The 25100-nt window shown below is 72.5% G+C and carries 27 protein-coding genes; 11 read left to right on the plus strand and 16 right to left on the minus strand.

What is annotated here, in order from left to right:
• Positions 1-289: 289 nt before the first annotated feature.
• Positions 290-1912 (minus strand): chaperonin GroEL, encoded by a 1623-nt coding sequence (gene groL, locus Mco01_RS24865; protein WP_204059311.1) that lies wholly within the window; start codon positions 1910-1912, stop codon positions 290-292.
• 69 nt (positions 1913-1981) lie between these two features.
• A complete protein-coding gene (groES, locus tag Mco01_RS24870; protein ID WP_030508383.1) occupies positions 1982-2293 on the minus strand; it encodes a co-chaperone GroES in 312 nt (103 codons plus the stop codon).
• 230 nt (positions 2294-2523) lie between these two features.
• Here groES and Mco01_RS24875 point away from each other — a divergent pair, with 230 nt between their 5' ends.
• Together Mco01_RS24875 and Mco01_RS24880 are read left to right on the plus strand one after the other, a co-directional pair.
• Positions 2524-3723: a class I SAM-dependent methyltransferase gene (locus Mco01_RS24875; protein WP_204059312.1), complete on the plus strand. Its 1200-nt coding sequence runs from the start codon at positions 2524-2526 to the stop codon at positions 3721-3723.
• Between the two features lie 157 nt (positions 3724-3880).
• Entirely contained in the window at positions 3881-4693 is an 813-nt protein-coding gene (locus Mco01_RS24880; protein ID WP_204059313.1) for a hypothetical protein, read from the plus strand.
• 12 nt (positions 4694-4705) lie between these two features.
• Here the strand turns inward: Mco01_RS24880 and tsaD are convergent, their stop codons facing one another.
• The 10 genes from tsaD to Mco01_RS24925 form a co-directional block, all read right to left on the minus strand.
• The gene (gene tsaD / locus Mco01_RS24885; protein ID WP_204059314.1) at positions 4706-5743 is read right to left on the minus strand and encodes a tRNA (adenosine(37)-N6)-threonylcarbamoyltransferase complex transferase subunit TsaD; all 1038 of its coding nucleotides are present in this window, start codon (positions 5741-5743) and stop codon (positions 4706-4708) included.
• Between the two features lie 22 nt (positions 5744-5765).
• A complete protein-coding gene (gene rimI / locus Mco01_RS24890) occupies positions 5766-6230 on the minus strand; it encodes a ribosomal protein S18-alanine N-acetyltransferase (RefSeq protein ID WP_239103891.1) in 465 nt (154 codons plus the stop codon).
• Positions 6231-6249: 19 nt separating this feature from the next.
• Positions 6250-6972, minus strand: a complete 723-nt coding sequence (tsaB, locus tag Mco01_RS24895; protein ID WP_204059315.1) for a tRNA (adenosine(37)-N6)-threonylcarbamoyltransferase complex dimerization subunit type 1 TsaB — start codon at positions 6970-6972, stop codon at positions 6250-6252.
• 85 nt (positions 6973-7057) lie between these two features.
• On the minus strand, positions 7058-7609 hold the full coding sequence (locus tag Mco01_RS39245) for a class F sortase (RefSeq protein WP_239103892.1): 552 nt from the start codon (positions 7607-7609) through the stop codon (positions 7058-7060).
• 2 nt (positions 7610-7611) lie between these two features.
• On the minus strand, positions 7612-8250 hold the full coding sequence (locus Mco01_RS39250) for a hypothetical protein (protein ID WP_239103893.1): 639 nt from the start codon (positions 8248-8250) through the stop codon (positions 7612-7614).
• A gap of 266 nt (positions 8251-8516) precedes the next feature.
• Positions 8517-9002 (minus strand): tRNA (adenosine(37)-N6)-threonylcarbamoyltransferase complex ATPase subunit type 1 TsaE, encoded by a 486-nt coding sequence (gene tsaE / locus Mco01_RS24905; protein ID WP_372444983.1) that lies wholly within the window; start codon positions 9000-9002, stop codon positions 8517-8519.
• Positions 8999-10051 carry an alpha/beta fold hydrolase gene (locus tag Mco01_RS24910; protein WP_204059317.1) on the minus strand — a complete coding sequence of 351 codons (1053 nt, stop codon included), beginning with the start codon at positions 10049-10051 and terminating at the stop codon, positions 8999-9001. The genes tsaE and Mco01_RS24910 overlap by 4 nt, the downstream gene beginning before the upstream one ends.
• Before the next feature lie 24 nt (positions 10052-10075).
• Positions 10076-11221, minus strand: a complete 1146-nt coding sequence (alr, locus tag Mco01_RS24915; protein WP_204059318.1) for an alanine racemase — start codon at positions 11219-11221, stop codon at positions 10076-10078.
• A 52-nt stretch (positions 11222-11273) separates the two neighbouring features.
• Complete coding sequence (locus tag Mco01_RS24920; RefSeq protein WP_204059319.1) at positions 11274-12776, minus strand: NAD(P)H-hydrate dehydratase; 1503 nt, start codon at positions 12774-12776, stop codon at positions 11274-11276.
• An 87-nt stretch (positions 12777-12863) separates the two neighbouring features.
• A complete protein-coding gene (locus Mco01_RS24925) occupies positions 12864-13214 on the minus strand; it encodes a holo-ACP synthase (RefSeq protein WP_204059320.1) in 351 nt (116 codons plus the stop codon).
• Positions 13215-13343: 129 nt separating this feature from the next.
• Here Mco01_RS24925 and coaA point away from each other — a divergent pair, with 129 nt between their 5' ends.
• The 6 genes from coaA (at position 13344) to Mco01_RS24955 (ending at position 18762) form a co-directional block, all read left to right on the plus strand.
• Entirely contained in the window at positions 13344-14267 is a 924-nt protein-coding gene (coaA, locus tag Mco01_RS24930; protein ID WP_204059321.1) for a type I pantothenate kinase, read from the plus strand.
• Between the two features lie 22 nt (positions 14268-14289).
• Positions 14290-15219: a DUF389 domain-containing protein gene (locus Mco01_RS24935; RefSeq protein WP_204059322.1), complete on the plus strand. Its 930-nt coding sequence runs from the start codon at positions 14290-14292 to the stop codon at positions 15217-15219.
• Between the two features lie 90 nt (positions 15220-15309).
• On the plus strand, positions 15310-16236 hold the full coding sequence (locus Mco01_RS24940) for an ABC transporter ATP-binding protein (protein ID WP_204059323.1): 927 nt from the start codon (positions 15310-15312) through the stop codon (positions 16234-16236).
• A complete protein-coding gene (locus Mco01_RS24945; RefSeq protein WP_204059324.1) occupies positions 16233-17099 on the plus strand; it encodes an ABC transporter permease in 867 nt (288 codons plus the stop codon). Before Mco01_RS24940 ends, Mco01_RS24945 begins: the two co-directional genes overlap by 4 nt.
• The gene (locus Mco01_RS24950; RefSeq protein ID WP_239103894.1) at positions 17096-18049 is read left to right on the plus strand and encodes an ABC transporter ATP-binding protein; all 954 of its coding nucleotides are present in this window, start codon (positions 17096-17098) and stop codon (positions 18047-18049) included. Before Mco01_RS24945 ends, Mco01_RS24950 begins: the two co-directional genes overlap by 4 nt.
• Positions 18046-18762: an ABC transporter permease gene (locus Mco01_RS24955; RefSeq protein WP_204059325.1), complete on the plus strand. Its 717-nt coding sequence runs from the start codon at positions 18046-18048 to the stop codon at positions 18760-18762. The genes Mco01_RS24950 and Mco01_RS24955 overlap by 4 nt, the downstream gene beginning before the upstream one ends.
• A gap of 50 nt (positions 18763-18812) precedes the next feature.
• Here the strand turns inward: Mco01_RS24955 and Mco01_RS24960 are convergent, their stop codons facing one another.
• Complete coding sequence (locus Mco01_RS24960) at positions 18813-19166, minus strand: hypothetical protein (RefSeq protein ID WP_204059326.1); 354 nt, start codon at positions 19164-19166, stop codon at positions 18813-18815.
• Positions 19167-19283: 117 nt separating this feature from the next.
• On the opposite strand from Mco01_RS24960, the gene Mco01_RS24965 reads away from it, so the two are divergent.
• Entirely contained in the window at positions 19284-19598 is a 315-nt protein-coding gene (locus Mco01_RS24965) for a hypothetical protein (RefSeq protein WP_204059327.1), read from the plus strand.
• Between the two features lie 87 nt (positions 19599-19685).
• On the opposite strand, the gene glmM is transcribed toward Mco01_RS24965, so the two are convergent.
• Genes glmM through rplM form a run of 3 tightly spaced genes read right to left on the minus strand, consistent with a single transcriptional unit; the run spans position 19686 to position 22037 of the window.
• A complete protein-coding gene (gene glmM, locus Mco01_RS24970) occupies positions 19686-21041 on the minus strand; it encodes a phosphoglucosamine mutase (RefSeq protein ID WP_204059328.1) in 1356 nt (451 codons plus the stop codon).
• Position 21042: 1 nt separating this feature from the next.
• On the minus strand, positions 21043-21564 hold the full coding sequence (rpsI, locus tag Mco01_RS24975; protein ID WP_036328448.1) for a 30S ribosomal protein S9: 522 nt from the start codon (positions 21562-21564) through the stop codon (positions 21043-21045).
• Positions 21565-21593: 29 nt separating this feature from the next.
• Positions 21594-22037: a 50S ribosomal protein L13 gene (rplM, locus tag Mco01_RS24980; protein ID WP_204059329.1), complete on the minus strand. Its 444-nt coding sequence runs from the start codon at positions 22035-22037 to the stop codon at positions 21594-21596.
• 337 nt (positions 22038-22374) lie between these two features.
• Here rplM and Mco01_RS24985 point away from each other — a divergent pair, with 337 nt between their 5' ends.
• Both Mco01_RS24985 and Mco01_RS24990 read left to right on the plus strand, forming a co-directional pair.
• The gene (locus Mco01_RS24985; protein ID WP_204059330.1) at positions 22375-23100 is read left to right on the plus strand and encodes a CAP domain-containing protein; all 726 of its coding nucleotides are present in this window, start codon (positions 22375-22377) and stop codon (positions 23098-23100) included.
• 40 nt (positions 23101-23140) lie between these two features.
• Complete coding sequence (locus Mco01_RS24990; protein WP_204059331.1) at positions 23141-24565, plus strand: hypothetical protein; 1425 nt, start codon at positions 23141-23143, stop codon at positions 24563-24565.
• Positions 24566-25100: the final 535 nt, after the last annotated feature.

The raw sequence follows: 25100 nt of genomic DNA on the forward strand, positions 1-25100 counted from the left end.
CATGGTTAAAGGCTACGGATTGGTCACATTGACGACGCGATAACAACGGGTAATCGGCCGAGCACAGCAGCGTTGGAACATTCCAACCAAATGCCCTAATCAAGCGATATTTGTCAGGTGTTCTGACTGTGAAAAAGACGAACGGCCCCCGCCTGGCGGCGGGAGCCGTTTTCACGTGCGGCGGCCTCACAGGGGCCGGCCGGGATTGGTGCGGGGCCGGCGGGCCGTCCCGGCGGCCGTGCGGCCTGCGGACGGCCCGTGGCCTCGCACCTCTCCGTTCGGAGCCTCGTCAGTGGCCGTGACCGTGGCCGTGACCGTGGCCCCCAGCCGCGGGGGCCTCCTCCTCGGGCTTGTCCACGACGAGGGCCTCGGTCGTCAGCAGCATGCCGGCGATCGACGCGGCGTTCTGGACGGCCGAGCGGGTCACCTTCACCGGGTCGATGACGCCCTGGGCAACCAGGTCGCCGTACTCGCCGGTGGCGGCGTTGAGGCCCTCACCGGGGTTCAGCGCGGCGATCTTGGTGGTGACGACGTAGCCCTCGAGGCCGGCGTTCTCGGCGATCCAGCGGGCGGGCTCGATCAGCGACTTGCGCACGATCGAGACGCCGGTGGCCTCGTCGCCCACCAGGCTGAGGTCGTCGAGGGCCTTGGACACGTGGACGAGCGCGGAACCGCCGCCCGACACGATGCCCTCCTCGATCGCGGCGCGGGTCGCCGAGATCGCGTCCTCCAGGCGGTGCTTCTTCTCCTTGAGCTCCACCTCGGTGGCCGCGCCGACGCGCAGCACGCAGACGCCGCCCGAGAGCTTCGCGAGGCGCTCCTGGAGCTTCTCGCGGTCCCAGTCGGAGTCGGACTGCTCGATCGCCAGCTTGATCTCGCGGACGCGGTCCTCGATCGCCTGGGCGTCGCCGGCGCCGTCCACGATGGTGGTGGTGTCCTTGTTGACCACGACGCGGCGGGCCGTGCCGAGGACGTCGAGGCCGACGTGCTCCAGCTTGAGGCCGACCTCCTCGCTCACCAGCTGGCCGCCGGTGAGGATCGCGATGTCCTGCAGCATCGCCTTGCGGCGGTCGCCGAACCCGGGGGCCTTGACGGCGACGGAGTTGAAGGTGCCGCGGATCTTGTTGGTCACCAGGACGGCCAGGGCCTCGCCCTCGACGTCCTCGGCGATGACCAGCAGCTGCCGCTTGGTCTGGGCGACCTTCTCCAGCAGGGGGAGGAAGTCCGCGATGGAGGAGATCTTGCCCTGGTGGATCAGGACGTACGGCTCCTCCAGCACCGACTCCATGCGCTCGGGGTCCGTCACCATGTAGTGGGACAGGTAGCCCTTGTCGAACTGGAGTCCCTCGGTGAACTCCAGCTCGAGGCCCATGGCGTTGGACTCCTCGACGGTGATGACGCCGTCCTTGCCCACCTTGTCGAACGCCTCGGCGATCAGGCCGCCGATCTTGGCGTCCTGGGCGGAGATCGTCGCGACGTGCGCGATCTCCTTCTTGTCCTCGACCGGGCGGGCGACCTCGAGCAGGCGGTCGCTCACGGCCTTGGCGGCGCGGTCGATGCCGCGCTTGAGCGACAGCGGCTGGGCGCCCGCGGCGACGTTGCGCAGACCCTCCCGGACCATGGCCTGGGCCAGGACCGTCGCGGTGGTGGTGCCGTCGCCCGCGATGTCGTTGGTCTTGGTGGCGACCTCCTTGGCGAGCTGGGCGCCGAGGTTCTCGTACGGCTTGTCCAGCTCGACCTCACGGGCGATGGTCACGCCGTCGTTCGTGATGGTCGGCGCGCCGAACTTCTTGTCGATGACGACGTTGCGGCCACGCGGGCCGAGGGTCACCTTGACGGCGTCGGCGAGGGCGTTCACGCCGCGCTCGAGAGCGCGCCGCGCGTCCTCCTCGAACTCCAGGATCTTCGGCATTCAAGTCTCCTTTTGAGAGCACGGAGCCCCGGGCGCACACGTCCCGGGGCTCCTCACGCTGTGCGCGGCCTACTTCTCGATGATGGCGAGCACGTCGCGCGCCGAGAGCACCAGGTACTCCTCGCCGCCGTACTTGACCTCGGTGCCGCCGTACTTGCTGTAGAGGACGACGTCGCCCTCCTTGACGTCGAGCGGGATGCGCTTCTCGCCGTCCTCGTCCCAGTTGCCCGGGCCCACGGCGAGCACGCGGCCCTCCTGGGGCTTCTCCTTGGCGGTGTCCGGGATGACCAGGCCGGAGGCGGTGGTCTGCTCGGCCTCAAGCGGCTGGACCACGATGCGGTCGCCGAGCGGCTTAACGGGAACCTTAGTGGCGGTCGTCACGATCGGACCTCCCCTTCAGATTGCGATGAATGAGCTGAAGAGGCGACCAGCGGCCTGCCGTCGCGGGTGTCAGACCTGTCTCGTCGCTGTTGGCACTCTCAGCGGGAGAGTGCCAACACGAAACAGTATGCAAGTGGCGCGTGACAGTCAACACGAACCGGCGGCGCAGGTCAGGTGCATCCGGAGGTCGACGGCGCGCCGCCCGCGGGGAGGCGGTAGCGTCGGGGGCCGTGGACCTGGAGGCGTTTCGCGCACTGCTCGAACCCGAGGGGCGCGCGGCGCTGGCCGAGGCCGTGGAGATCCTGGCGACCGGCGCCGACCCCGTGGCGGCGGCGACCGCCCTGCGCCGGTCGTATCCGCTCGCGCTGACCTCGGCCGCCCTCACCCAGGCCGGGCTGCGGCGGCGGGCCGAGGTCAAGTTCGGCCGGGACGCCGAGGTCATGTACTTCACGCCGCACGGGCTCGAACAGGCCACCCGGGCCGAGGTCGCCGCGCACCGCGCCGCCGGGGTCCGGCGCCGGTTCGGCACTCCCTCGGTGCTGGACGTCTGCTGCGGGGTCGGCGGCGACCTCGTCGCGCTCGCCCGGGCCGGCTGCCCGGTCGACGCGGTCGACCTCGACCCGCTGACGGCGGAGGTCGCGCGCGCCAACGCCGCCGCCCTCGGCCTGTCGGAGCGGGTCCGCGTCCGGACGGCCGACGCCGCGGCGACCGACCCCTCGGCGTACGGGCTGCTGTTCGCCGACCCGGCCAGGCGCGGAGCGCGGGGGCGCACGTTCGACCCGATGGCCTACTCCCCCAGCTGGCCGGAGGTCCTCGGCCTGGTGGGCAGGGCGCCCGCGGCCTGCCTGAAGGTCGCCCCCGGCATCCCGTACGAGCTGATCCCCGAAGGCGCGGAGGCCGAGTGGGTGTCGTACCGGGGGGAGGTCAAGGAGGCGGCGATCTGGGTCGGCGGGGGCGCGGCCGGACGGCGGGCCACCCTGCTCCCCTCGGGGGACACGCTCACGGCGTCCGGGGCGGAGGCCGCGGCCGGTCCGGTCGGCCGGTACCTGTACGAGCCCGACGGCGCCGCCGTGCGCGCCCATCTGGTGGCGGAGGTGGCCGAGATCGTGGGCGGGCACCTGCTCGACCCCCGCATCGCGTACGTGACCGGAGACCGGCTCGTGCCCACCGCGTGGGCCTCCTGTCACGAGGTGGAGGAGGTCATGCCGTTCTCGCTCAAACGCCTGCGGGCGGCGCTCAGGGAGCGGAGGGTCGGCACGCTGACCATCAAGAAGAGGGGCTCGGCCGTGGACGTCGAGCGGCTGCGCAGGGACCTGCGCCTGTCGGGCGACGAGGCGGCCGTCGTCGTCCTCACCCGCATCGAGGAGCGGCCGTACGCGCTCCTCTGCCGGGACGTCGATCAGGCTGCTGACCTGCGCGGACACGCGTAATCCCGGACAATCCACCGGCAATTACGATCTTTTCCAGTCCCCGCGAACGCGGCCCTGCTCAGGGCCTACAGTTGGCCCGCGGGCCGTGCCCGCCTGTTCGTTCATCTCAGCGAGATCGGGCCGAACGCGTCGTGTCGGCGAGTGAAGGAGCTCTTAGGTGGAGCATTCGGGCCACAACCTCCTCCAGGCGGGCAGCCAGACCGCCATCTCCGACCGGATGCGCGAGCTGCTGGCCCGGGCCGCCCAGGACCACGTCTACGAGCAGCGGACCCAGGGGGCCGTCCTCGACGAGATCCGGCAGCGGCTCGAAGGCATGGAGTGGCTGCTCCGCGAGGTGCGCGAGCGAGAGCTCGGCGGACTGAGCGGCGCCCTGGAGGCCCTCAACGGCCGGCTCGACGAGATGGCGGTCAAGCCGCCGGCCTGGGCGGAAGGGCTCGCCCAGCACATGGAGCTGCTGCGCGACCACGTGGACGCGGTCGGCGGCCACACCCAGGGGCTGGCCGAGCGGATGACGGAGTTCGCGCAGCGCCTGGCGCAGTTCCAGACGAGCATGGAGGCCGCCGCCGGCCGCTTCACCCGGCTGGACAAGGCCATGGCCGCGCTGGGCGAGCGCACCGAGCGCCTGGAGAGCGCGCTGCTCGACCGGCTCGACGCCGTGGACGAGCGGATCGAGGTGGTGGGCGAGCGCGTGGGCCGCCTGCCGTCCGAGCTGCGGATCGGGGAGCTGAACGCCACCGTGGGCGAGGTGAACGCCGAGGTCATGACCGTCACCAGCGCGCTGGCCCCGCTGGTGGAGGCCGTGCGGAACCGGCCCGACCGCGAGCAGATGGCCGAGACGGTGGCGGGCGCCGTGACCCGCATCGTGGAGCCGGCCCACGGCGACGTCACCCGGCGGCTCGCGGCGCTGGAGGAGACCATGCTCGCCCTCGCCGAGGCCCTCCTGCGCCCCACCCGCTCCCCCGGCGACTGACCAGGCCCGCCGTCAGACGTGGACGGCGGTGATCGGCATCGACGAGTCGGCCGGGATCTCCAGCGAGGACGGCGCCACCCCGGCCGCGACCAGGTCGGAGCCGAGCGCCGCGACCATCGCGCCGTTGTCGGTGCACAGTCCCGGCCGCGGCACCCGCAGCCGTACCCCGGCCGCGTCGCACCGCTCCTGGGCCAGCGCCCGCAGCCGCGAGTTGGCCGCGACGCCGCCGCCGATCAGCAGGTCCCCGACGCCGTAACGCTCGCACGCCTGCAGCGCCTTGCGCGTCAGCACGTCGACGACGGCCTCCTGGAACGACGCGGCGACGTCGGCGACCGGCACCGGCTCGCCCGCGGCCTCCCTGGCCTCGATCCAGCGGGCGACGGCCGTCTTCAGCCCCGAGAAGGAGAAGTCGAGCGTCCCGTCGTCGTACTTGCCCCGCGGGAACGTCACGAAGGAGCCGGAGCCCTCACGGGCCGCCCGGTCGATGTGCGGGCCGCCCGGGAACGGCAGGCCCAGCACGCGCGCCACCTTGTCGAACGCCTCGCCCGCCGCGTCGTCCACGGTCGAGCCCAGCGAGATCACGTCCTGCGCCACGTCGGGCACCAGCAGCAGCGACGAGTGGCCGCCGCTCACCAGCAGCGCGACGGCCGGCTTCGGCAGCGGGCCGTGTTCGAGCTGGTCGACGGCGACGTGCGCGGCCAGGTGGTTCACGCCGTAGAGCGGCACGCCGAGGCCGAGCGCGTACGCCTTCGCGGCGGCCACCCCGACCAGCAGGGCCCCCGCCAGGCCGGGGCCGGCCGTGACGGCGACGGCGTCAACATCCGACAGCCGCAGCCCGGCCGCGGCGAGCGCGCCCTCCACCGTCGGGGCCATGGCCTCCAGGTGCGCCCGTGAGGCCACCTCGGGGACGACGCCGCCGAACCGGGCGTGCTCGTCCATGCTGGAGGCGATCGTGTTGGCGAGCAGCGTGTGCCCCCGCACGATGCCGACACCGGTCTCGTCGCAGGACGTCTCGATGCCCAGGACGACCGGCTCGCCGGTCCTACTCATGCGGCCTCCCTGCCGGCCCGGCTCACGGGCGCTCCAGTTCCTTCACCATCGTGATGGCGTCCATGCCGTCGTCGTAGTAACGCCGCCGGAGGCCGAGCCGTTCGAACCCGAACCGCTCGTACATCGTCTGCGCGGGCGCGTTGTCGGCCCGCACCTCCAGGAACACCTGCCGCGCACCGCGCCGTACGGCCTCGGCGAGCAGGGCGTCCATCAGCGCCGCTCCGATGCCCGACCTGCGGTGCCCCTCGAGGACGGCGATCGTCTGGACGTCCGCCTGGTCGGCCGCCGCGGCCAGCCCGGCGTACCCCACGATCCGGCCGCCCACCTCGGCGACCACGTAGTGGCGGGTGCGCGGCTGGTCGCGCAGCTCGCCGCGCATCATCGCCTCGCTCCACGCGTCGGCCGGGAACGTGGTGCGCTCGATCTCCATGACGGCGGGCAGGTCCTCCCGCGTCATCTGGCGCAGCACCGCTGCCGCCTGCTTCATCGCGGCACCCCTTGACGGGTCACACCGTCACCTTCTTGGGCGTCCCAGGCACCTGGGCGTCGGGCCGGCGCAGGTAGATGGGCCGCGCCGGGCCGAGGACGCCCAGCTCGGACGCCTTCTCCACCGAATCGACCCGGCCCTCGGGAACCCGGGCGATCTCGGCGGCCTCCTCAGGCGACAGGCCGCGCAGGTGCTCCACGGCGAGCGCGGCCAGCGCCCCCGCCGAGGGGTGCTCGGGACCGGAGAGGCGGGCGGCGCCGACGATCTCGGCGTACATGCGGCCGCCGGCGCCGACGACGGGCAGGTCGGCGGGCAGGTCGTGCGGCCGGTCCACCCTCGGTCCGTCGAGGCGGGTGCGCGGGTCGCCGTACCGGGCCCAGAAGACCTCCTTGCGGCGCGCGTCGGTCGCCACGAGGAACGGGCCCTCCACCTGCGCGGCGTACGCGAGCGCGTCGAGGGTGCAGATCCCGAACGCGGGCACGCCGACCGTGGTGGCGAGCGCGGTCGCCGTCATCAGACCGACCCGCAGCCCTGTGTACGGCCCGGGGCCGGTGCCCGCGACGATCGCGGTCACGTCCCTCGCAGCGGCGCCGGAGTCGCGCAGGACCTTCTCGACGGCGGGGGCGAGGAGCTCGCCGTGCCGCCGCGCGTCGACGGTCGTGGACTCGGCCACCACGCGCCCGCCGTCGTGCAGGGCCGCGGTGACGGCCGGGGTCGCGGTGTCGAAGGCCAAGACAAGCACGGACGTCAAGCGTAGTCGCTGAGCGGGAGCTCCGATCCCACGCAGGGCCGGAGGCGACGGCCTCTCCCGGTCACGCCGGGCGGACTCAGGTCTGTTCGAGCGACGCGTAGACGATGATGTTGTCCCGGTACTCGTGGTGGGACCAGTCGAAGTCGCCCCCGCAGGTGATGAGGCGCAGCCCGTCCTCGGCGTAGACCCGCTCGGCCGGGAACCGGTCCTTGGGGACGCGTTCGACCGAGTCGACCTCGTACTCCGCGGTCTTGCCGTCGCTGCGCTCGACCTTCACGACCGCGCCCCTGCGCAGGTCGCGCAGGCGGTAGAAGACGGCGGGGGCCGTCTTGGTGTCGACGTGGCCGATGATGACCGACGCGCCCGGGTCGCCGGGGACGGCGCTGCCCGTGTACCAGCCCGCGGTGGTCGGCCGGTCGAACGGCGGGAGCTCCACGTCGCCGGCGTCGTCGAGCCCGAGCTTCATCAACGGCGCCTTGAGCCGCAGCGAGGGGATGTCGATCCGTTTGGGGACGACGGTGGAGGACGGGGTGTCCGCCTTCCGGTCGTCCCCGCCGCCGTTGGCCGCGAACAGCGCCAGCCCGGTGACGACCCCGGCCACGATCACCCACCGGGAGGAGACCGCCAAGGTCAGGCCCCTGAGCGCCTGCGGACCACGCCGACGCCGACGGCCAGGGCGGCCAGGATCACCAGGAACGTCGCGCCCGTCGGGAGGCTGGAGTCGTCGGCGGGGCCGCCCGCGGCCGTGCCGCCGCCGCCCGCGTGGGGCGCCCGGGTCGGGATCCGCGTGTGGGTGGCGGAGGGGGCGACGATCCGGAACGAGGCGCCGCCGATGTCGTTGGTGGCCTCGCAGCGGACCTGGACCCGGTAGCCGCCCGGCTTGGCGTCCGCCTTGATCGTCGCGCTGCCGCGGACCTCGGGGACGGTGGCGGCGGGCGTCGGCGTCGTCGTGGACGACGTCTGCGGCGGCACGAGCGTGACGAGGCCCGTGAACGCGTCGGAGCGGGCGGTCGCCCGGTACTCCGGCCCGCCCTGGGGGAGTGGGCATCCGGCCGTGATGTGGATGCTCTTGGTCGACCCGCCGGTGATCCTCGCCGGGTCGACCGTGACGCGGATGTCCTGCCGCGAGATCGTGACCGCCGGCGAGGGCAGGGCGGGCGTCAGGGTGATCGTGGGGCTGGCGGCGACCGAGGAGTCGGCCCGGGCCGAGCACCCCACGGCCCCGAGCAGCATCAATCCCGCGACGGCGACCTGCGTGACCCTGCTCATCGGCCCACCCTCTCCCACGCCGGTCATCTACCCAGAAAATCTATGCCAACCCATGGCTAAGGATCTTCTCTTCGCGATGATCCATAGAGGAAAGGACGGCCGTCAAGGACGGCGCGCGTACCGGCCTAGATCGAACCGCCTGCCGGACGCGCCGCGAGGGCCGCCGCCGCATGAGCGCCGAGCAGCCGTCAGGCGGCGGACCGGCCGCCGCCGAGGGTGCTTCGGTCCGCGGAGCGGCCGCGGCCGTCCAGCGCCGACAGGAGCGGTCAGGCGGCGGACCAGCGGGGGCCGACGCCGGTGACCCGGATGACGCGGTCCTCGCCCGAGGCGCCGCGCTTGATGAGGATCTCCAGGCGGTCGTCCGACAGGCCCTCGACCAGTCCCTCGCCCCACTCGACCACCGTGACCGAGTCCTGCAGGGAGGCGTCGAGGTCGAGGTCGTCGACCTCGAGGGCGCCGCCGAGCCGGTAGGCGTCCGCGTGCACGAGGGCGGGCCCCCCGGACAGGGACGGGTGGACCCGCGCGATGACGAACGTGGGCGAGGTGATGGGGCCGCGGACCTTGAGTCCCTCGGCGACGCCCTGCACGAGGGTGGTCTTGCCCGCCCCCAGGGGGCCGGTCAGCACGACGAGGTCGCCGGGACGCAGCAGGGCCGCCAGGCGGGCGCCCAGCGCCCGGGTCTCCTCGGCGGTGGCCGCCGGGTGCTCCTTCCCGGTCACGGCCGCGATGTCCCCGCTCGGCGTCCCGGTCACAGGTTCTCCCGCTCCGCCCGCTTCAGCAGGTCGCGCAGGGCCTCGTTCACCGTGTCCGGCCGTTCGAGCTGCACCAGGTGGGACGCGTCGGGCACGGCGGTCAGCTGCGCGGTGGGGACGGCGGCGGCGATGGCCCTGCTGTGGTCGAGCGGGGTCAGCCAGTCGCGCTCGCCCACGATGATCGCGGTGGGGACCTTGTTGAGCACGTCGAGGGCGGTCAGCTTGTCGTGCGACATGAGGGCCGGGTAGAAGTCCGCGATCACCTCGGACGGCGTGGCTCGGATCATCGACTCGACGAAGTCGACGAGCGTCGGGCTGACGTTCTTGGAGTCCCCGAAGCCCAGGAGGCGCAGGGCGAGGAACGACAGGTCGGTGCCCGCCTCGCGTCCCCGGTCGACGAGCGCGCCGCTGCGCCGCATGACCGACACGGCCGTCGGGATGGCCACGTTCACGACCTTCGACACCAGCGCCGGCAGGCCCAGCGTGAGCTCGGCCAGCTTGCCCGCCGAGGTGGCGATCAGCGAGATCCCGCGGATCTTGTCGCCGAACAGCTCGGGCCGCTGCTCGGCCAGAGCCATGATCGTCATGCCGCCCATGGAGTGGCCGACCAGCACGCAGGGGCCGGGGACCAGCTCGTCCAGCACGAGCGCGAGGTCCTCCCCCAGCCGCTCGATCGTGCAGTCCTTGCCCTGGGCGCGCGCCGAGGAGCCGTGGCAGCGCTGGTCCCACAGCACCAGGCGGTAGTCCTCGCGGAGGTCGCGCCGCTGGTAGTGCCAGGAGTCAAGGGACAGGCAGTACCCGTGGCAGAGCACGACGGTGAGCGGGGCGTCCTCCACGCCGTCGACCTCGGCGTGGATCGACACGCCGTCGGAGGTCGTCAGCGTCACCGGACGGCCGTGCAGCTCGCCGAACGGCTCGCTCGCCTCCAGGTCGGGACGCAACCGGATGCGGCCCACGGCGTACCTCTTGGCGAGGGTGGCCGCGGCCACGCCCGCCGACGCCGCGCCGACGACCGCACTCGCGATCCCGACCGTGCGACGTGTGCTCATTCCTGCCCTCCTCGCAGCCGCGGCCTAGCGTCCGTCCGTGTGGACGCGCGGTACGCGGGATCCGATCCTCGTCACGATCTCATGAGTGATCGTGCCCAGGGAATCCGCCCATTCCTGACATGTCGGCTCGCCGTCGTCCCCGGGTCCGAACAGGATCACCTCATCCCCCGCTTCCGCCTGATCGTCACCCAGGTCGATCGTGAACTGGTCCATGCAGACCCGGCCGGCCACGCGCCTCCGCCGCCCGGCCGCCAGCACCTCGGCGAGGTTGGTGGCGTTCCGCAGGATGCCGTCCGCATACCCGAGGGGGACGAGGCCAAGCGTGGTCTCCCGGTCCGTGACGTAGAGGTGACCGTAGGAGACCCCGGTGCCCTCGCGGACCCGCTTGACGCTCGCGAGCCTCGCGGCGAGCGTCATGGCAGGGCGCAGGCCGAAGTCTCCGAGCTCGGGGATCGGGCTCAGGCCGTAGACCGCGATGCCGGGGCGGACCATGTCGTACCGGGCCTGCGGCAGCGTCATGAGGGCGGCCGAGTTGGCGATGTGCCGGATCGCGCCGCTCGACACCCCGGCCTTGTCGGCGATCGACAGCGCCTCGTCGAAGACCGCGAGCTGGCGCTCGATCGAGGGGTGCCCCGGTATGTCGGCGCAGGCGAGGTGGGACCACAGGCCCACGATCTCGATCGCGCCCCCCGCCTGGACGGCGAGGGCGCGCTCGACCAGGGCGGGCCAGGAGTCGATCGTGGCGCCGCCCCGGGAGATGCCGGTGTCGGCCTTCAGGTGCACGCGGACCAGCCGGCCCGCGTTGCGGGCGGCCTCGGCGATCTCGTCCAGCACCCAGGGCGCCCCAGCGGACAGCTCGATCCCGAGCCGGGCGGCCTCCTCCAGGGGCTCGCCGGGCGTGATGATCCACGACAGGATCGGCGCGGCGACGCCGGCCGCCCGCAGCGCCAGCGCCTCGCGGACGTAGGCGGTGCCGAGCCTCGTCGCCCCCGCCTCCAGGCAGGCCCGGGCCGTCGGCACCAGGCCGTGGCCGTACGCGTCGGCCTTGACGGCGACCATCATGTCGGCGCCGGACGCGTGCTCGGCCAGCAGCCGCACGTTGTGCCGGATGGCGGACAGGTCCACACGCGCCTCAGCCGGGGTCGCGGGGCGCGCTGTCGAGAAGCTCATTTTCCCAGTGTGTCAGGTGGCCGTATGTGGATGGGACCAATCGAGCCGCACGTCAGAGCGCACGGACGGCCTCGGGAAGGGCCTGCGCGACGTCCAGGGCGGCGATCGGCGCCTCCGAACGGCCTCCCGCGCCGCCCCTCGCGGCGATCCGGGCCGCCAGCCCGTGCAGGTGCGCCGCGCACGAGGCGGCGTCGTAGCAGGTGAGGCCGCCGGCGAGGAGGGCGCCCGCGATGCCGGACAGGACGTCGCCGGTGCCGCCGGTGGCCAGCCACGGGGTGCCGGTCGTGTTGACCCGGGCCGGGCGGTGCTCCTCGGCGATCACCGTGGTCGAGCCCTTGAGCAGCACGGTCACCCCCAGCTCGGCCGCGGCCCGCCGGGTGTGCTCCAGCCGCCGGGCCTCGATCCGCTCCCTGGGCACGTCGAGGAGCCGGGACAGCTCGCCGGCGTGCGGGGTGACCAATGTGGGCGCGGCCCGGCGCAGCAGCGCGCGGTCGCGGGCGACGATCGACAGCCCGTCGGCGTCCACGATCACGGGGACGTCGGTGGCGAGCACGGCGCGGGCGACGGCGTGCGCGTCCGGGCCGGTCCCGAGGCCGGGGCCGAGCACCCACGCCTGGACGCGGCCCACCTCGTCCAGCGAGCTCTTCAGCACCAGCGACGGGTCGAGGACGGTCGTGACCGCCTCCGGCCAGCGGGCGCGGACGTGCCGCACGGGCTCCTCGGCGCTCGCGAAGCGGACCATGCCCGCACCGGCGCGGACGGCCCCGCCGACCGACAGCACGGCGGCCCCCGTGTACCGGTCGCTGCCCGCGGCGATCCCGACGACCCCCCGGCGGTATTTGTCGCTCTCCGCGCCCGGCCGGGGCAGCAGGTCGGCCACGTCCTCGTCGGTCAGGGCCGCGGCGTCGGGGTCCGGAAGGTGCGGTCCGAGCCCGATGTCCACAAGCTCGACGGCCCCGGCGCGCTCGGCGCCCGGGTCGACGAGCAGCCCGGTCTTGTACGCCCCGAACGTCACCGTCACGTGGGCCCGGACCGCCGGGCCCTCGACCCGCCCGGTGCTCGCGTCCACCCCGCTCGGCACGTCGACCGCGACCACGAGCCCCGGGGTCTCCCCCGCCAGCCCCGCCAGCGTGGCGTACGGCTCGCGCAGCGCGCCTCCACCGCCGATGCCGACGAGCCCGTCGAGGACGAGGTCGGCCCGCCCGATCGTCTCGCGGGCCCGCGCCTCGTCGAAGGCGGCGGCCCGCCCGCCGGCCGCCCGCAGCGCCGCCAGGCCGCCCTCGTGGGCGCGCGACCCGGCGAGGACGGCCTCCACCCGGGCTCCCCTGCGGGCCAGGCGCGCCCCGGCGTACAGGGCGTCCCCGCCGTTGTCGCCGCCGCCGGCCAGCACCGCGACCCGCGATCCGTACACCCTGCCGTGCAGGCCGGTGAGCAGGCCGGCGCAGGTGACGGCGAGCCCTGCGGCGGCCCTGCCCATCAGCGTCCCCTCGGGGAGCGTCGCCATGAGAGCCAGCTCGGCGGCCCTGATCTGGTCGGAGGTGTACGCGGTGCGCATGCGTCCGACGGTAGCCTCCCCGGCCCGCGACCGCGATCACCGGAGGCGGACCTGTGGACGAATCGCCGCGGGCGGGGAGACGGGAGCTCAGGCCTCGGCGATCACGTAGGCCACGGCCACGCCGCCGTCGTGGGACAGCGACAGGTGCCAGCGGCGCACCCCGAGGTCCCTGGCCACCTCGGCCGCCCGGCCGGTCACCCGCAGGACCGGCCTGCCCCCGGGCTCGCGGACGACCTCCGCCTCCAGGTGCCGCAGGCCGGACGGGGCGCCGAGGGCCTTGGCGACGGCCTCCTTGGCGGCGAAGCGGGCGGCCAGCGACGCGGGCGGCAGCCCGCCCTCGGCCTCGGTGAACAGACGGCCGCGCAGCGCGGGCGTGCGCTCGAGCGCGGCGGCGAAGCGCGCCACGTCGACCAGGTCGACCCCGATGCCCACGATCACGTGGCCAGCGTAAGGGGGGAGAAGTGGTCTTTCCCGCTGCGCGCTGTGAGTAATCCACCGATTTTCATCCACAGGCTGTGCACGACCCCCGGGTCGCGGGGCGGGGGCCGGTGAGTACGCTTGGCCGACGTGGCAGACGGAGACGCGTACGTCGAGCTCAGCCGGGAGCAGTGGCGCGACCTGCGCAGGAACACGCCGCTCACGCTGACCGAGGAAGAGCTCGAGGAACTGCGGGGCATCGACGACCCCATCGACCTCACCGAGGTCACCGACGTCTACCTGCCGCTCACCCGGCTGCTGAACCTCCATTTCACGGGGTCGCGGCAGCGCAGCGCCGCCGTGGGCGCCTTCCTGGGCGAGTCCGGCGACCCGCTGCCGTACGTGCTGGGGATCGCGGGCAGCGTCGCCGTCGGCAAGTCGACCACCGCGCGGCTGCTGCACACGCTCCTCGCCCGCTGGCCCGAGCACCCCCGGGTCGACCTGGTCACCACCGACAGCTTCCTCCACCCCAACAAGGTGCTGGAGGAGCGCGGGATCATGCACCGCAAGGGCTTCCCCGAGAGCTACGACCGGAGGGCGCTGGTGCGGTTCGTGGCCGAGGTGAAGGCCGGCCGCCCCTCGGTCGACGCCCCCGTGTACAGCCACCTGGAGTACGACATCGTGCCCGGGGCCGTCCAGACGGTCCGGCGGCCGGACATCCTCATCGTCGAGGGCCTCAACGTGCTCCAGCCCGCGCCCCCCACCGCGCTGGCCGTGTACGACTACTTCGACTTCTCGATCTTCGTGGACGCCCGGGTCGAGGACATCCGCGGCTGGTACGTCGACCGCTTCCACAAGCTGCGCCGTACGGCCTTCTCCGACCCCAAGTCCTACTTCAAGCACATCGCCGACCTGTCCCACGAGGAGGCGACCGCCTTCGCCGAGAACGTGTGGCGGGACATCAACGAGCGCAACCTCGTCGAGAACATCGAGCCCACCCGTGGGCGGGCCGGGCTGATCCTGGGCAAGGGCCCCGACCACTCGGTCCGGCACGTGCGGCTGCGGCGCACCTGAGGAAGCCGTACATAATCGCGCTGTGCTGCATCTGCGGGTGATCTCGCCGTTCGGGCGCACCGACGACGTCCTCGGCGTGCTCGACCGGACGCCTGGTGTCGCGAACGTCGTGCTCATCGGCAAGGCGGCCCGGCGGCCCGAGGGCGACGTCGTCCTGGCCGACGTGGCCAGGGAGGCCGCCGACGACGTGATCGGCGCGCTCAAGTCCCTCGGCATCGGCGCGGACGGCTCCATCACCCTGGAGGAGATCGGGCTGTCCATCTCCCGCGGAGCCGACGAGGCGGAGGCCCTGGCCCCGGGCGAGGGGGACGACGCGGTCATCTGGGACCAGTTCGAGAAGCGGGTGGCCGACGACTCCCGGATCACCTGGGCGTTCCTGGCCTTCCTCGCCATCGCCACGCAGATCGCGGCCATCGGCGTGCTGGTCCCCTCGCAGATCCTGATCGTGGGCGCCATGGTGCTCGGACCGGAGTTCGGCGCGGTGGCGGCCGTCTCCTTCGGCCTCCTGCGGCTGCGGTGGCGGCTCGTGGGCGGCGCCCTCCGCGCGCTGGCGGTCGGGTTCTCGGCCGCCGTCGCCGTCACGTTCGCCTGTGCGCTGGTCTCCCGCGTCCTGGGCTGGATCGGCCCGGAGATGCTCCGGCACAACGACGAGGTGCGGTTCATCGTCGTGCCCGACAAGTGGTCGTTCATTGTGGCGCTGCTCGCCGGGGCGGCCGGCGTGCTGTCCATCACCGCGGGCAAGTCGTCGGCCCTCGTGGGCGTCTTCATCTCGGTCACCACCGTGCCGGCCGCGGGCTACATGGCGGTGGCGCTCGCCCTGGGCCGGTGGCCGGAGGTCGGCGGGTCGCTGCTCCAGCTCGCCGTGAACGTCTCCGGCATGGTCGTCGCCGGGACCGCCACGCTCTTCCTCCAGCGGTTCCTGTGGGGGCGGACCAGGGCCGCGCGGGGATGACGTTCCGGCCCTCCCGATACCGCAGTCGGAGGCCGGGATCCTCCGCCGGGGGGAGGCCCGGCCCGCGCCGCGCCGGGTAGGGTGCGGATCATGACGGCGAGCGTGACCACGTGCTTCGCGACCGAGAGTCTGACGAAGCGGTTCCCCCGCGTCACGGCGCTCGACGATTTGACCGTCGCCGCCGGGACCGGGGTGACCGGTCTCGTCGGGGCCAACGGAGCGGGCAAGTCGACCCTCATCAAGATCCTTCTCGGGCTGCTGTCGCCCACCTCCGGCCGCGCGAGCGTGCTCGGCATGGACGCGGGCACGGACGGCCTGGAGATCCGGCGGGCGGTCGGCTACATGCCCGAGCACGACTGCCTGCCCCCCGACGTGTCGGCCACCGAGTTCGTGGTGCACATGGCGCAGATGTCCGGCCTGCCGCGTACGGCGGCCAGGGAGCGGGCCGCCGACACGCTGCGGCACGTGGGGCTCGACGAGGAGCGCTACCGGCCCATGGGCGGCTACTCGACGGGCATGCGCCAGCGGGTCAAGCTCGCCCAGGCCCTCGTCCACGACCCCCGGCTCGTCTTCCTCGACGAGCCCACCAACGGGCTCGACCCGCAGGGCCGCGACGACATGCTGGCGCTCATCCGCCGCATCGGCACCGAGTTCGGGATCAGCGTGGTGGTCACCTCCCACCTGCTGGGCGAGCTGGAACGGGTCTGCGACCACGTCATCGTGATCGACGGCGGCCGCCTGCTGCGCTCCTCGGCGATCCGGGAGTTCACCCGGGCCGAGCAGACCATCGCGGTGGAGGTCGAGGAAGGGCAGCAGCGGCTCGCCGAGCGTCTGACCGCGGGCGGCGAGACGGTCGCCGCCCAGGGCAGGCTGCTGACGGTCCAGGTGTCCGCCGACGACCCCGGCCGCACCTACGACGCAGTACGCGACGCCGTCTGCGACCTCGGCCTCAGCCTCCTGCGGCTGGAGCAGCGCCGGGGCCGCATCGAGGACGTCTTCAAGGAGCCGGTGGCATGACGACAGAGCCGACCGCGGTCATCCACGACATCGGATACCGCCACTACGACGGCGTACGGCTGGGGCGCGGCCGGGCGACGCTCGCCCTCGGCGTGCAGAGCCTGCGCGGCGTGTTCGGGCTCGGCCGCACGGTCCGCGCCAAGATCATGCCGCTGCTGCTGGCCGCGATCATGCTGATGCCGACGGTCGTGTCGATCGGCGTGATGGCGCTCGCCAAGCAGTTGGTGATGCCCTATCCCAACTACGCGGTCTTCATGCAGGCGGTGATCGCGGTCTTCCTGGCCGCCCAGTCGCCGTACCTGGTCGCGCCGGACCTGCGCTTCCGTGTGCTGCCGCTGTATCTGTCCCGTCCGCTGACCGTGACCGACTACGTCCTGGCGAAGCTGGCCGCGCTGGCGGTCGCGCTGTTCGGGCTGCTGGCCGTGCCACTGACGATCCAGTACGTCGGCGAACTCCTGGTGGACCTGCCCGGGCCGCCGCACACCGCCGACTACCTCGGCGCCCTGGGCGGCGCGGTCCTCCACGCGGTGGTGCTGTCCTCCGTGGGCATCGCCCTGGCGTCGTTCACCCCGCGCCGCGGTCTCGGCGTCGCGTCGGTCATCGCGTTCTACATGTTCACCGCCGCCGTCTCCGGGATCTTCGCCGGGGTGCTGATGTCGTCGGGACGCGACGATCTCGCCGGGTGGGCCCTGCTCCTCAACCCGTTCTTCCTCGTCGACTACGTCCAGTCGGCCCTGTTCGGCACCGCGCCCGTCAACACGGAGTCGGCTCCGCCCGGCATCGCGTCCTGCCTGATCCTGCTGGCCGTGGTCGCCCTGGCCGTGACGGGCGTCCTGCTGCGCTACCGGAAGGCGGCGTCGTGACCACCACAAGCTTCCCCGTGACCACCCGCCAGGGCGTGCTCGAACTCGCCCAGGTCTCCCGCTGGTACGGCAACGTCGTCGCCGTCAACGACGTGACGATGACGATCGGGCCGGGCGTCACCGGTCTGCTCGGCCCCAACGGCGCCGGCAAGTCCACGCTGCTGCACATGATGGCCGGGTTCCTCTCGCCGTCCAGCGGGACGGCCACCCTCGACGGACGGCCCATCTGGCACAACCACGACATCTACCGGCGCGTCGGGCTCGTCCCCGAGAAGGAGGCCGTGTACGGCTTCCTCACCGGGTGGCAGTTCGTGCTGTCGGCCGCCCGGCTGCACGGGCTGCCCGCCCCGGCGGAGGCCGCCACCCGGGCCCTCGACCTCGTGGAGATGTCCGGAGCCCGGGACCGCAGGATCGAGACGTACTCGAAGGGCATGCGGCAGCGGGTCAAGGTGGCCGCCGCGCTCGTCCACGACCCGCAGGTGCTGCTGCTGGACGAGCCGTTCAACGGCATGGACCCGCGCCAGCGGCTCCACCTGATGGACCTCGTCCGACGGATGGGCGAGGAGGGCCGGACGATCCTGTTCAGCTCGCACATCCTGGAGGAGGTCGAGCGGGTCGCCCAGCACATCGAGGTCCTCGTCGCCGGACGGCACGCGGCCTCCGGCGACTACCGCGAGATCCGGCGGCGGATGACCGACCGGCCGCACCTGTTCCGGGTGCGGTCGAGTGACGACCGGCGGCTGGCCGCCGCGCTGATCGGCGACCCGTCCAGCAACGCCGTGTCCCTGACCGAGCAGGGTCTGGAGATCCAGGCCGTCGACTTCGGCCGCTTCACCGCGCTGCTGCCTCGGGTCGCCCGGGACCTCGGCGTCCACCTGTGGCAGGTCTCCCCCACCGACGAGGACCTGGAGAGCGTGTTCTCCTACCTGATCAACCGGAGCTCCCGATGAACACTGTGGTGGCGGACATCACGTACCGGGCGATGCTGGGCCGCAAGCGGATCTGGCTGCTCGTGCTGCTGCCGCTCGCGCTCGTGGTCATCGCCGCGCTGTTCCGGCTGATCGGCGGCCAGGACGAGCACACAGCCGTGACGCTGATGAGGAGCTTCGCCATCGGCACGATGCTGCCGCTGCTCGGGCTCATCGCCGGAACGGGGGTGGTCGCTCCGGAGATCGAGGACGGCACGATCATCCACCTGCTCGCCAAACCGATCTCCCGGCCCGTGATCGCGCTCACCAAGTTCGTCGTCGCGGCCTCGCTGGTCGTGGTGCTCGCCGGGGTGTCCACGTTCGCCGCCGCGTATCTGCTTGCGGGCGGCGACTCGGGCGTGGCGACGGGCTTCACGCTCGGCGCGGTCGTCGGCGGCATCGCGTACGCCGCGGTGTTCCTGCTGCTGGGCGTCCTGACGCGCCACGCCGTCACGGTCGGCGTCATCTACGCCCTCGTGTGGGAGGGCGTGGTCGGCGGCTACGTGCCCGGGGCGCGCAAGTTCTCCATCCAGCAGTGGGCCCAGTCGGTGGCCGACCACGTCTCCTCGTCGCCGTTCTTCAGCACGGACGTCGCCCTCGGCTTCGCCCTTCCGGCCATGGTCATCGTGACGGTCGGCGCGCTGCTGTGGGCCGGCCAGCGGCTGCGTTCCCTCTCCCTCACCGGCGACGACTGACAGCCGCCACCTCACCGCGCACGGCGGGCTCTGCGGCCTCGGCGGGCAGATCAGTCGAACAGCTCGTCCACGGACGTGGCGGTGACGGCCTTCCGGATCCAGAGGTCCAGCAGCCCCAGATCGGTGCACTGGCTGATGCGATCCTCGCTCTCGGAGGAGATCGCGATTCCCCGAGTCCTCAGCACGGCAAGAATCGCCTTGGCCTCTCCCTTGGCTACTCCCTTGGTTTCGCCTTCCGCGAGGCCTCGTACGCGACCCTCAGCCAGGCCGACAGCGAGACCTTCGACGCGTCCCTTGTCCACCCAGTGGGACAAGTACTCGCCGGCGATTCGCTCGTAGTCACGCGTCGTAACCGGCACGACTCCTCCAGGTGCTCGCGCGCTCTCGTGATCGATGCTGGGCACGCGCGTGATATTACCGTGTGTAATCACGAAACCACGAATCGCTCAGGGGACGGTCATGATTGGGGCGTAGCCGCAGGTAGCGTGTGACAGACGGCCCTGCTCGGATTGGAGACCGCCGTGGGGGAGGTTCCGGACATCGGCCGCATCGTCCAGTACACGCTGAGCGAGGCCGACGCGGCCGAGATCAATGTTCGCCGCATCGACGACCGGGCGTCCCGGCGTGAGCAGCCAGGCCCGCACGGATATGGGGACCACGCCGCGAGCGGCGCCGAGGCCGGGCAGGTCTACCCGGCCATCGTCGTCAGGACGTTCGCGTCCTCGTTCAACAGCGTCAACCTGCAGGTGCTGCTCGACGGCCACGACACCTACTGGGCCGTCTCCCGGGCCGAAGGCGACCAGCCGGGGACCTGGACCTGGCCGCCGCCCATTTGACGTCCCAAGCCGATGGACAGGCGCCGCACCGGAACGAGAAGACCCCGCCCGGCGGGGTGCCGGACGGGGTCCTTCCTTCGATCGACGCTAGACGCAGACCCTGCGGACGACCTCCGCGAGCCGTCCCGCGATGGTCTCGGCCCGCTCGTGGGACTCGGCCTCGACCATGACGCGGATCATCGGCTCGGTGCCGCTGGGCCGGATCAGCACGCGGCCGCCGTCGCCGAGGTCGTCCTCGGCGGCCGCGACCGCCGCCCGAAGCTCGGGATCGGACGCCTTGGACTTGGCCACGTCACGCACGTTGACGAGCACCTGCGGCAGCTTCGTCATGACCGAGGCCAGCTCCGCGAGCGGCCGGCGCTGCCTGGCCACCTCGGCCATCAGGTGGAGCGAGGTGAGCAGGCCGTCCCCGGTCGTGGCGTGGTCAAGCATGATCACGTGGCCGGACTGCTCGCCGCCCAGGTTGTAGCCGCCGTCCTGCATCGCCTCCAGGACGTACCGGTCGCCGACGGCGGTCTCGACCACCGTCAGACCGGCGTTCCTCAGGGCGATCTTGAACCCGAGGTTGGACATCACGGTGGCGACGACCGTGTTCTTGACCAGGCGGCCGTCGGCGTGCATGGCGAGCGCCAGGATCGTCATGATCTGGTCGCCGTCCACCTCCCCGCCGTCGCCCGTCACGGCCAGGCACCGGTCGGCGTCGCCGTCGTACGCGATGCCGAGATCGGCGCCGCGCTCGAGGACGGCCTTCCGCAGCCCCGCCAGGTGGGTGGAGCCGACGCCGTCGTTGATGTTGAGGCCGTCCGGAGACGCGCCGATGGTCTCGACCTCGGCGCCCGCGCGAAGCAGCGCCTCGGGCGCGACCATGTGCGCCGCGCCGTGCGCGCAGTCCACGACGACCCGCAGGCCGTCGAGCCGGTGCGGCAGGGTGGTCAGCAGGTGTGAGACGTACCGGTCTGCCTCGCCGTACGCCTCGCGGACCCGCCCCACGGACGGGCCGACCGGGCGGTCCCACTTCTCGCCGAGCCGTTCCTCGATCTCGTTCTCCACCGCGTCGGGCAACTTGAAGCCGCCACGGGTGAAGAACTTGATGCCGTTGTCGGGCGCGGGGTTGTGGGAGGCCGACAGCATGACGCCGAGGTCGGCCCCCAGGGCGGATGTCAGATACGCGACCGCCGGGGTGGGCAGCACGCCGAGCCGGAGCACGTCCACGCCTGACGACGCGAGGCCGGCGACCACAGCGGCCTCCAGGAATTCTCCTGAAGCCCGCGGGTCCCGGCCTACGACGGCGATCGGGCGGCCGCGCCGCCCGACGCTGGCGTGGAACGCCCCGGCATCGCCGAGGACGTGCGCGGCGGCCACGGACAGGTCCATGGCCAGTTCCGCGGTGAGGTCGCGCCCGGCGACCCCACGTACCCCGTCGGTGCCGAAGAGGCGCCCCAACTTAACGCTTGCTGTACTGCGGAGCCTTACGGGCCTTCTTGAGGCCGTACTTCTTCCGCTCCGTGGCGCGGGCGTCACGGGTGAGGAAGCCGGCCTTCTTCAGCGGCGGGCGGTTGACCTCGGCGTCGAGGACGGCCAGCGCGCGGGACAGGCCCATGCGCAGCGCGCCGGCCTGGCCGGTCACGCCGCCGCCGTCGATGCGGGCGATGACGTCGAACTGGTCCTCCGCGCCGAGCACGACGAACGGCTCGTTGACGATCTGCTGGTGGACCTTGTTCGGGAAGTAGCCGTCGAGCGAGCGGCCGTTGATGGTCCACTTGCCGGTGCCCGGAACGATGCGGACACGGGCGACGGCCTCCTTGCGGCGGCCGGTGCCGTACGAGTTGCCCGTGGTGACGGGCTTGCGCACGACGGCGTCGCCGGCGGGAGCGGACTCAGTGGTGTACTCGGAAGGGAACTCCTCGGCGGAGAAGTCTTCCGGCTCGCCCTCGACGAGCGTCTCGATACCGGTGGGCTCGGCCACGGTTCTCCTCTTACTTTCCTGGCTCGCGATTACTGGGCGATCTGGGTGATCTGGAAGGGCACCGGCTGCTGGGCCTGGTGCGGGTGCTCGGTGCCGGCGTAGACCTTGAGCTTCTTCGCCATCTTCCGGCCGAGGGCGTTCTTCGGCAGCATGCCGCGGACGGCCTTCTCGACGGCCCGGTCCGGGCGCTTCTCCATGAGCTCGCCGTACGAGACGGAGCGGAGACCGCCGGGGTAGCCCGAGTGGCGGTACGCCTTCTTCTGCTCGAGCTTGTTGCCGCTCAGAGCGATCTTGTCGGCGTTGACGACGATGACGAAGTCACCCGTGTCGACATGCGGAGCGAAGATCGGCTTGTGCTTGCCACGGAGCAGCGTGGCGACCTGACTGGCCAGCCGGCCGAGCACGACGTCGGTCGCGTCGATGACGTACCACTGACGTTCGACGTCGTTGGGCTTCGGTGAGAACGTGCGCACGGCAGTGCCTTCTGTCGGAATGTGAACTCTCGGTAGGTTGCGCAGGCACGGCGACAACCTCCGTCTCCACATGTACGGGAGAAGACGCCGGACGCGCCGTGCACCGGTCTGCGGACAGACCGATCCACACACAACGAACTAGCAGACTACCGGCCTCCGGACCAGTGGTCAAAACACCGGTGAGGCGACAACGGACATCCGCCTCACTTGAACGTTCATCAAATCTGTACCCGGTGGCCCCTTCTTCACCATGCTTCAGATCCCTATATTTGACTGCGGTATGTGGCAGACCCCTCACACCCGGCATACCCTTCGGGGCCCCAGACGCGGGACGCTGATGGGTCTGCTCGCGTGCGCCACCGCCGTCCTCCTCGTAGGCGTCGTGATCGGGAGGCAGACGGCCTCCGGCAGCCCGGTGGACGAGCTCTACCTTCGCAAATCCAACCCGCAGCCCACTTCGACGGCCAAGGCGGCGTCCGCCGGCGCGAGCCGGGAACGGCCGCCGCTCGAGCACGTCTACCGCGCGCGGACGCCCACCCTCGACGAGGTGCCCGCGAAGATCCAGCACAGGCACAAGCCGTCCGGCACGCTGATCGACGGCTCCGGCGGCGGGCCCACGACGAACACGATCTCCCCGGAGACCACCGGGAACACCTCCGGCGGCGACACCGGCACGGGCCAGTTCGGCGACATGGAGGCCCAGGTCGTCTCGCTCGTCAACGCCGAACGCGCCAAGCACGGCTGCGGGCCGCTGCGGGTGGACTCCCGGCTCGTACGGTCGGCCCGGGTCCATGCCGAGGAGATGGCCGTCACGAACGTCTTCGGCCACGCCTCCCCCGGCGGCGGCTCGGCGTGGGACCGTATGGCGGCCGCGGGCTACGCCAACAGCGGTGCCGAGCTCATCGCCCGGGGTTTCAGCACCCCGTCGGGGGTGGTCCGCGGGTGGATGGCCAACGGCAGCGACCGGTCCACGCTGCTCAACTGCAGGCTGGTGGCGACCGGTGTCGGGGTCGGTATGGGCGTCGGCGGCCTGTGGTGGACCGAGGACTTCGGTTATTCCTGACGCTCCTCTTCTGTCTGAATAGCCGACTACTCTCGGGCGCATGGGTTACCCCGGCGACCAGCAGCCCCCCCGCCAGCCGCAGTTCCCCTCCGATCCGCGCCGCCGCGGCTCCGACGACGTCTCCGGCGGGAGCGAGGGGTACGGCCAGGGGAACGACGCCTCCGGCCGTGGCACCCCGCCTCCGTACGGCTCCCCGGTAGGAGAGCCGTCGCCGTACGCGGGACGCCGCGAGGCTCCGCCGTACGGGCAGGGCGGGTACGACCAGGGCGGCCGAGGCGGCGACGACCGGAACGGCTGGAACGACCCGGCGCAAGGTCACGGCTGGAACGGCCCGGGACCGGGCGCCGGCTGGGACGACGGCGGGCGCGGCGGCGACCAGCGCGGCTGGAACGACCCGCGACGTGGCCCCGACAGCGGCGACCAGCGCGGCTGGAACGACCCGGGGCGCGGCCCGGAGCCCGGTGCCATGGGCGGCGGCGGGACCGGGGAACAGCCACGGGCGTGGAACGACCCGGCCCCCGAGCGCGGCGGCTGGGCGGGCGACGGACCCGGCCGCGACCCGCGCGGGGCGGGCCCCGTCCGGCCGGGCGGCCCCTCCCCCTCGGGGGATCCCGGACGCCCGGGTGACGCGCTGCGCGGACGGGCCGACGCCTTCCGCGGTCAGGGCGCGGCCGACGCCGGCCGGGGCGGCGCGGAGTCCCGGGTGCCACCCCTGCCCGAACCGGTGTGGGACCCGGACGCCCCCGCCCCCTTCTGGCGGCGCCCGCTCGTGCTGGGCGCGGCCCTCATCGCCCTGATCGCCGCGCTCTTCCTCGGGCTGTGGGTGGCCGCCAAGAACGAGACGAAGCCGGTCGCCGCCCCCGTCAAGCCGCCCACCCCGTCGCCGCTGGTCCCCGACGCGCCCGGCGGCAAGTACGGCTACGCGGCCTCCCGCGCGACCGACAAGATCCCGTTGAGCGTGGGCGAGATCTTCGGCAAGAAGAAGGTGACCAACAAGGGCAGGTCGTACACGCGTACGGCCTGGCGCAAGGAGAAGACCTGCGCGGACGGCGTGACCGGCTCGAAGATCGCCAAGGCGCTGAAGGACGGCGGCTGCACCCAGCTCATCCGCGCCAGCTACGTGGACGCCAAGGGCACGATCATCGGCACGGTCGGAGTGGCCAACCTGAAGACCTCGGCGGCCGCCAAGAAGACGGCGTCCGCGGGCGGCGGCGGCGAGCGCACCGACTTCCTCAAGCCGCTCCCCGGCAAGGACGAGGCGTCCAAGCACCTCGGCAGCGGCGAGGCGTACGCCGGAGGGTGGACGCACGGCCACTACGCCGTCCTGCTGTGGTTCCAGTTCAAGGACGGCCATCAGCCCGGGAAGTCGGAGCTCAAGAAGCTCTATCAGACGGCCGTGGACATCACCGACGCGACTGTTTTCCCTGCCCTGGAGACGCGTTCGCTGACGGGCGGCCACGGGTGACAGAGCGCCGGTTTCCTGGCGTTTCGTCATCTGATTCCGTTGCGATGGGCCATGCCGCGGGTCATGCGTAAACGCCCATAGGGGCACGGCGGGCACGGCGGCGCGGATACGCTTCCGGCTATGCGTGGCCAGGATTCCGGTTCCGAGCACGAACACGACACGGCGGTGAATCGCCGCGAGTCGGACGCCGACGGCTCGGCGGCTCCTCCCATGCCCCCGCCGAGCTTCGGGCAGACCCCCGTGGAAGGGCCGGCGTGGACGCCCGACGAGGACGCCTCGGCCTACAGCTGGCTGTCGCCCCTGCCCTCGGCGTCCTCCGAGCCCTCTCCGTACGGTCCGGCCGGCGACGACTCTCCGGAGGACCTGGAGTCGACGCGGCGGTTCCCGGCGCAGCCCGGCCTTCCCCTGCCGCCCTCCCCAGCGGCCCAAGGCTCTGCCGGGCAGCCCGGGTACCCGCCGCCGCCCGCAGCGCCTCCCGGGCCGGCGTCCGGACCGTATTCCGGCCCTCCTGCCGGACCGTATTCCGGGCCCTCTC

Origin of the sequence: Microbispora corallina, from assembly GCF_016863035.1 — a bacterium.
GTDB lineage: Bacteria > Actinomycetota > Actinomycetes > Streptosporangiales > Streptosporangiaceae > Microbispora > Microbispora corallina.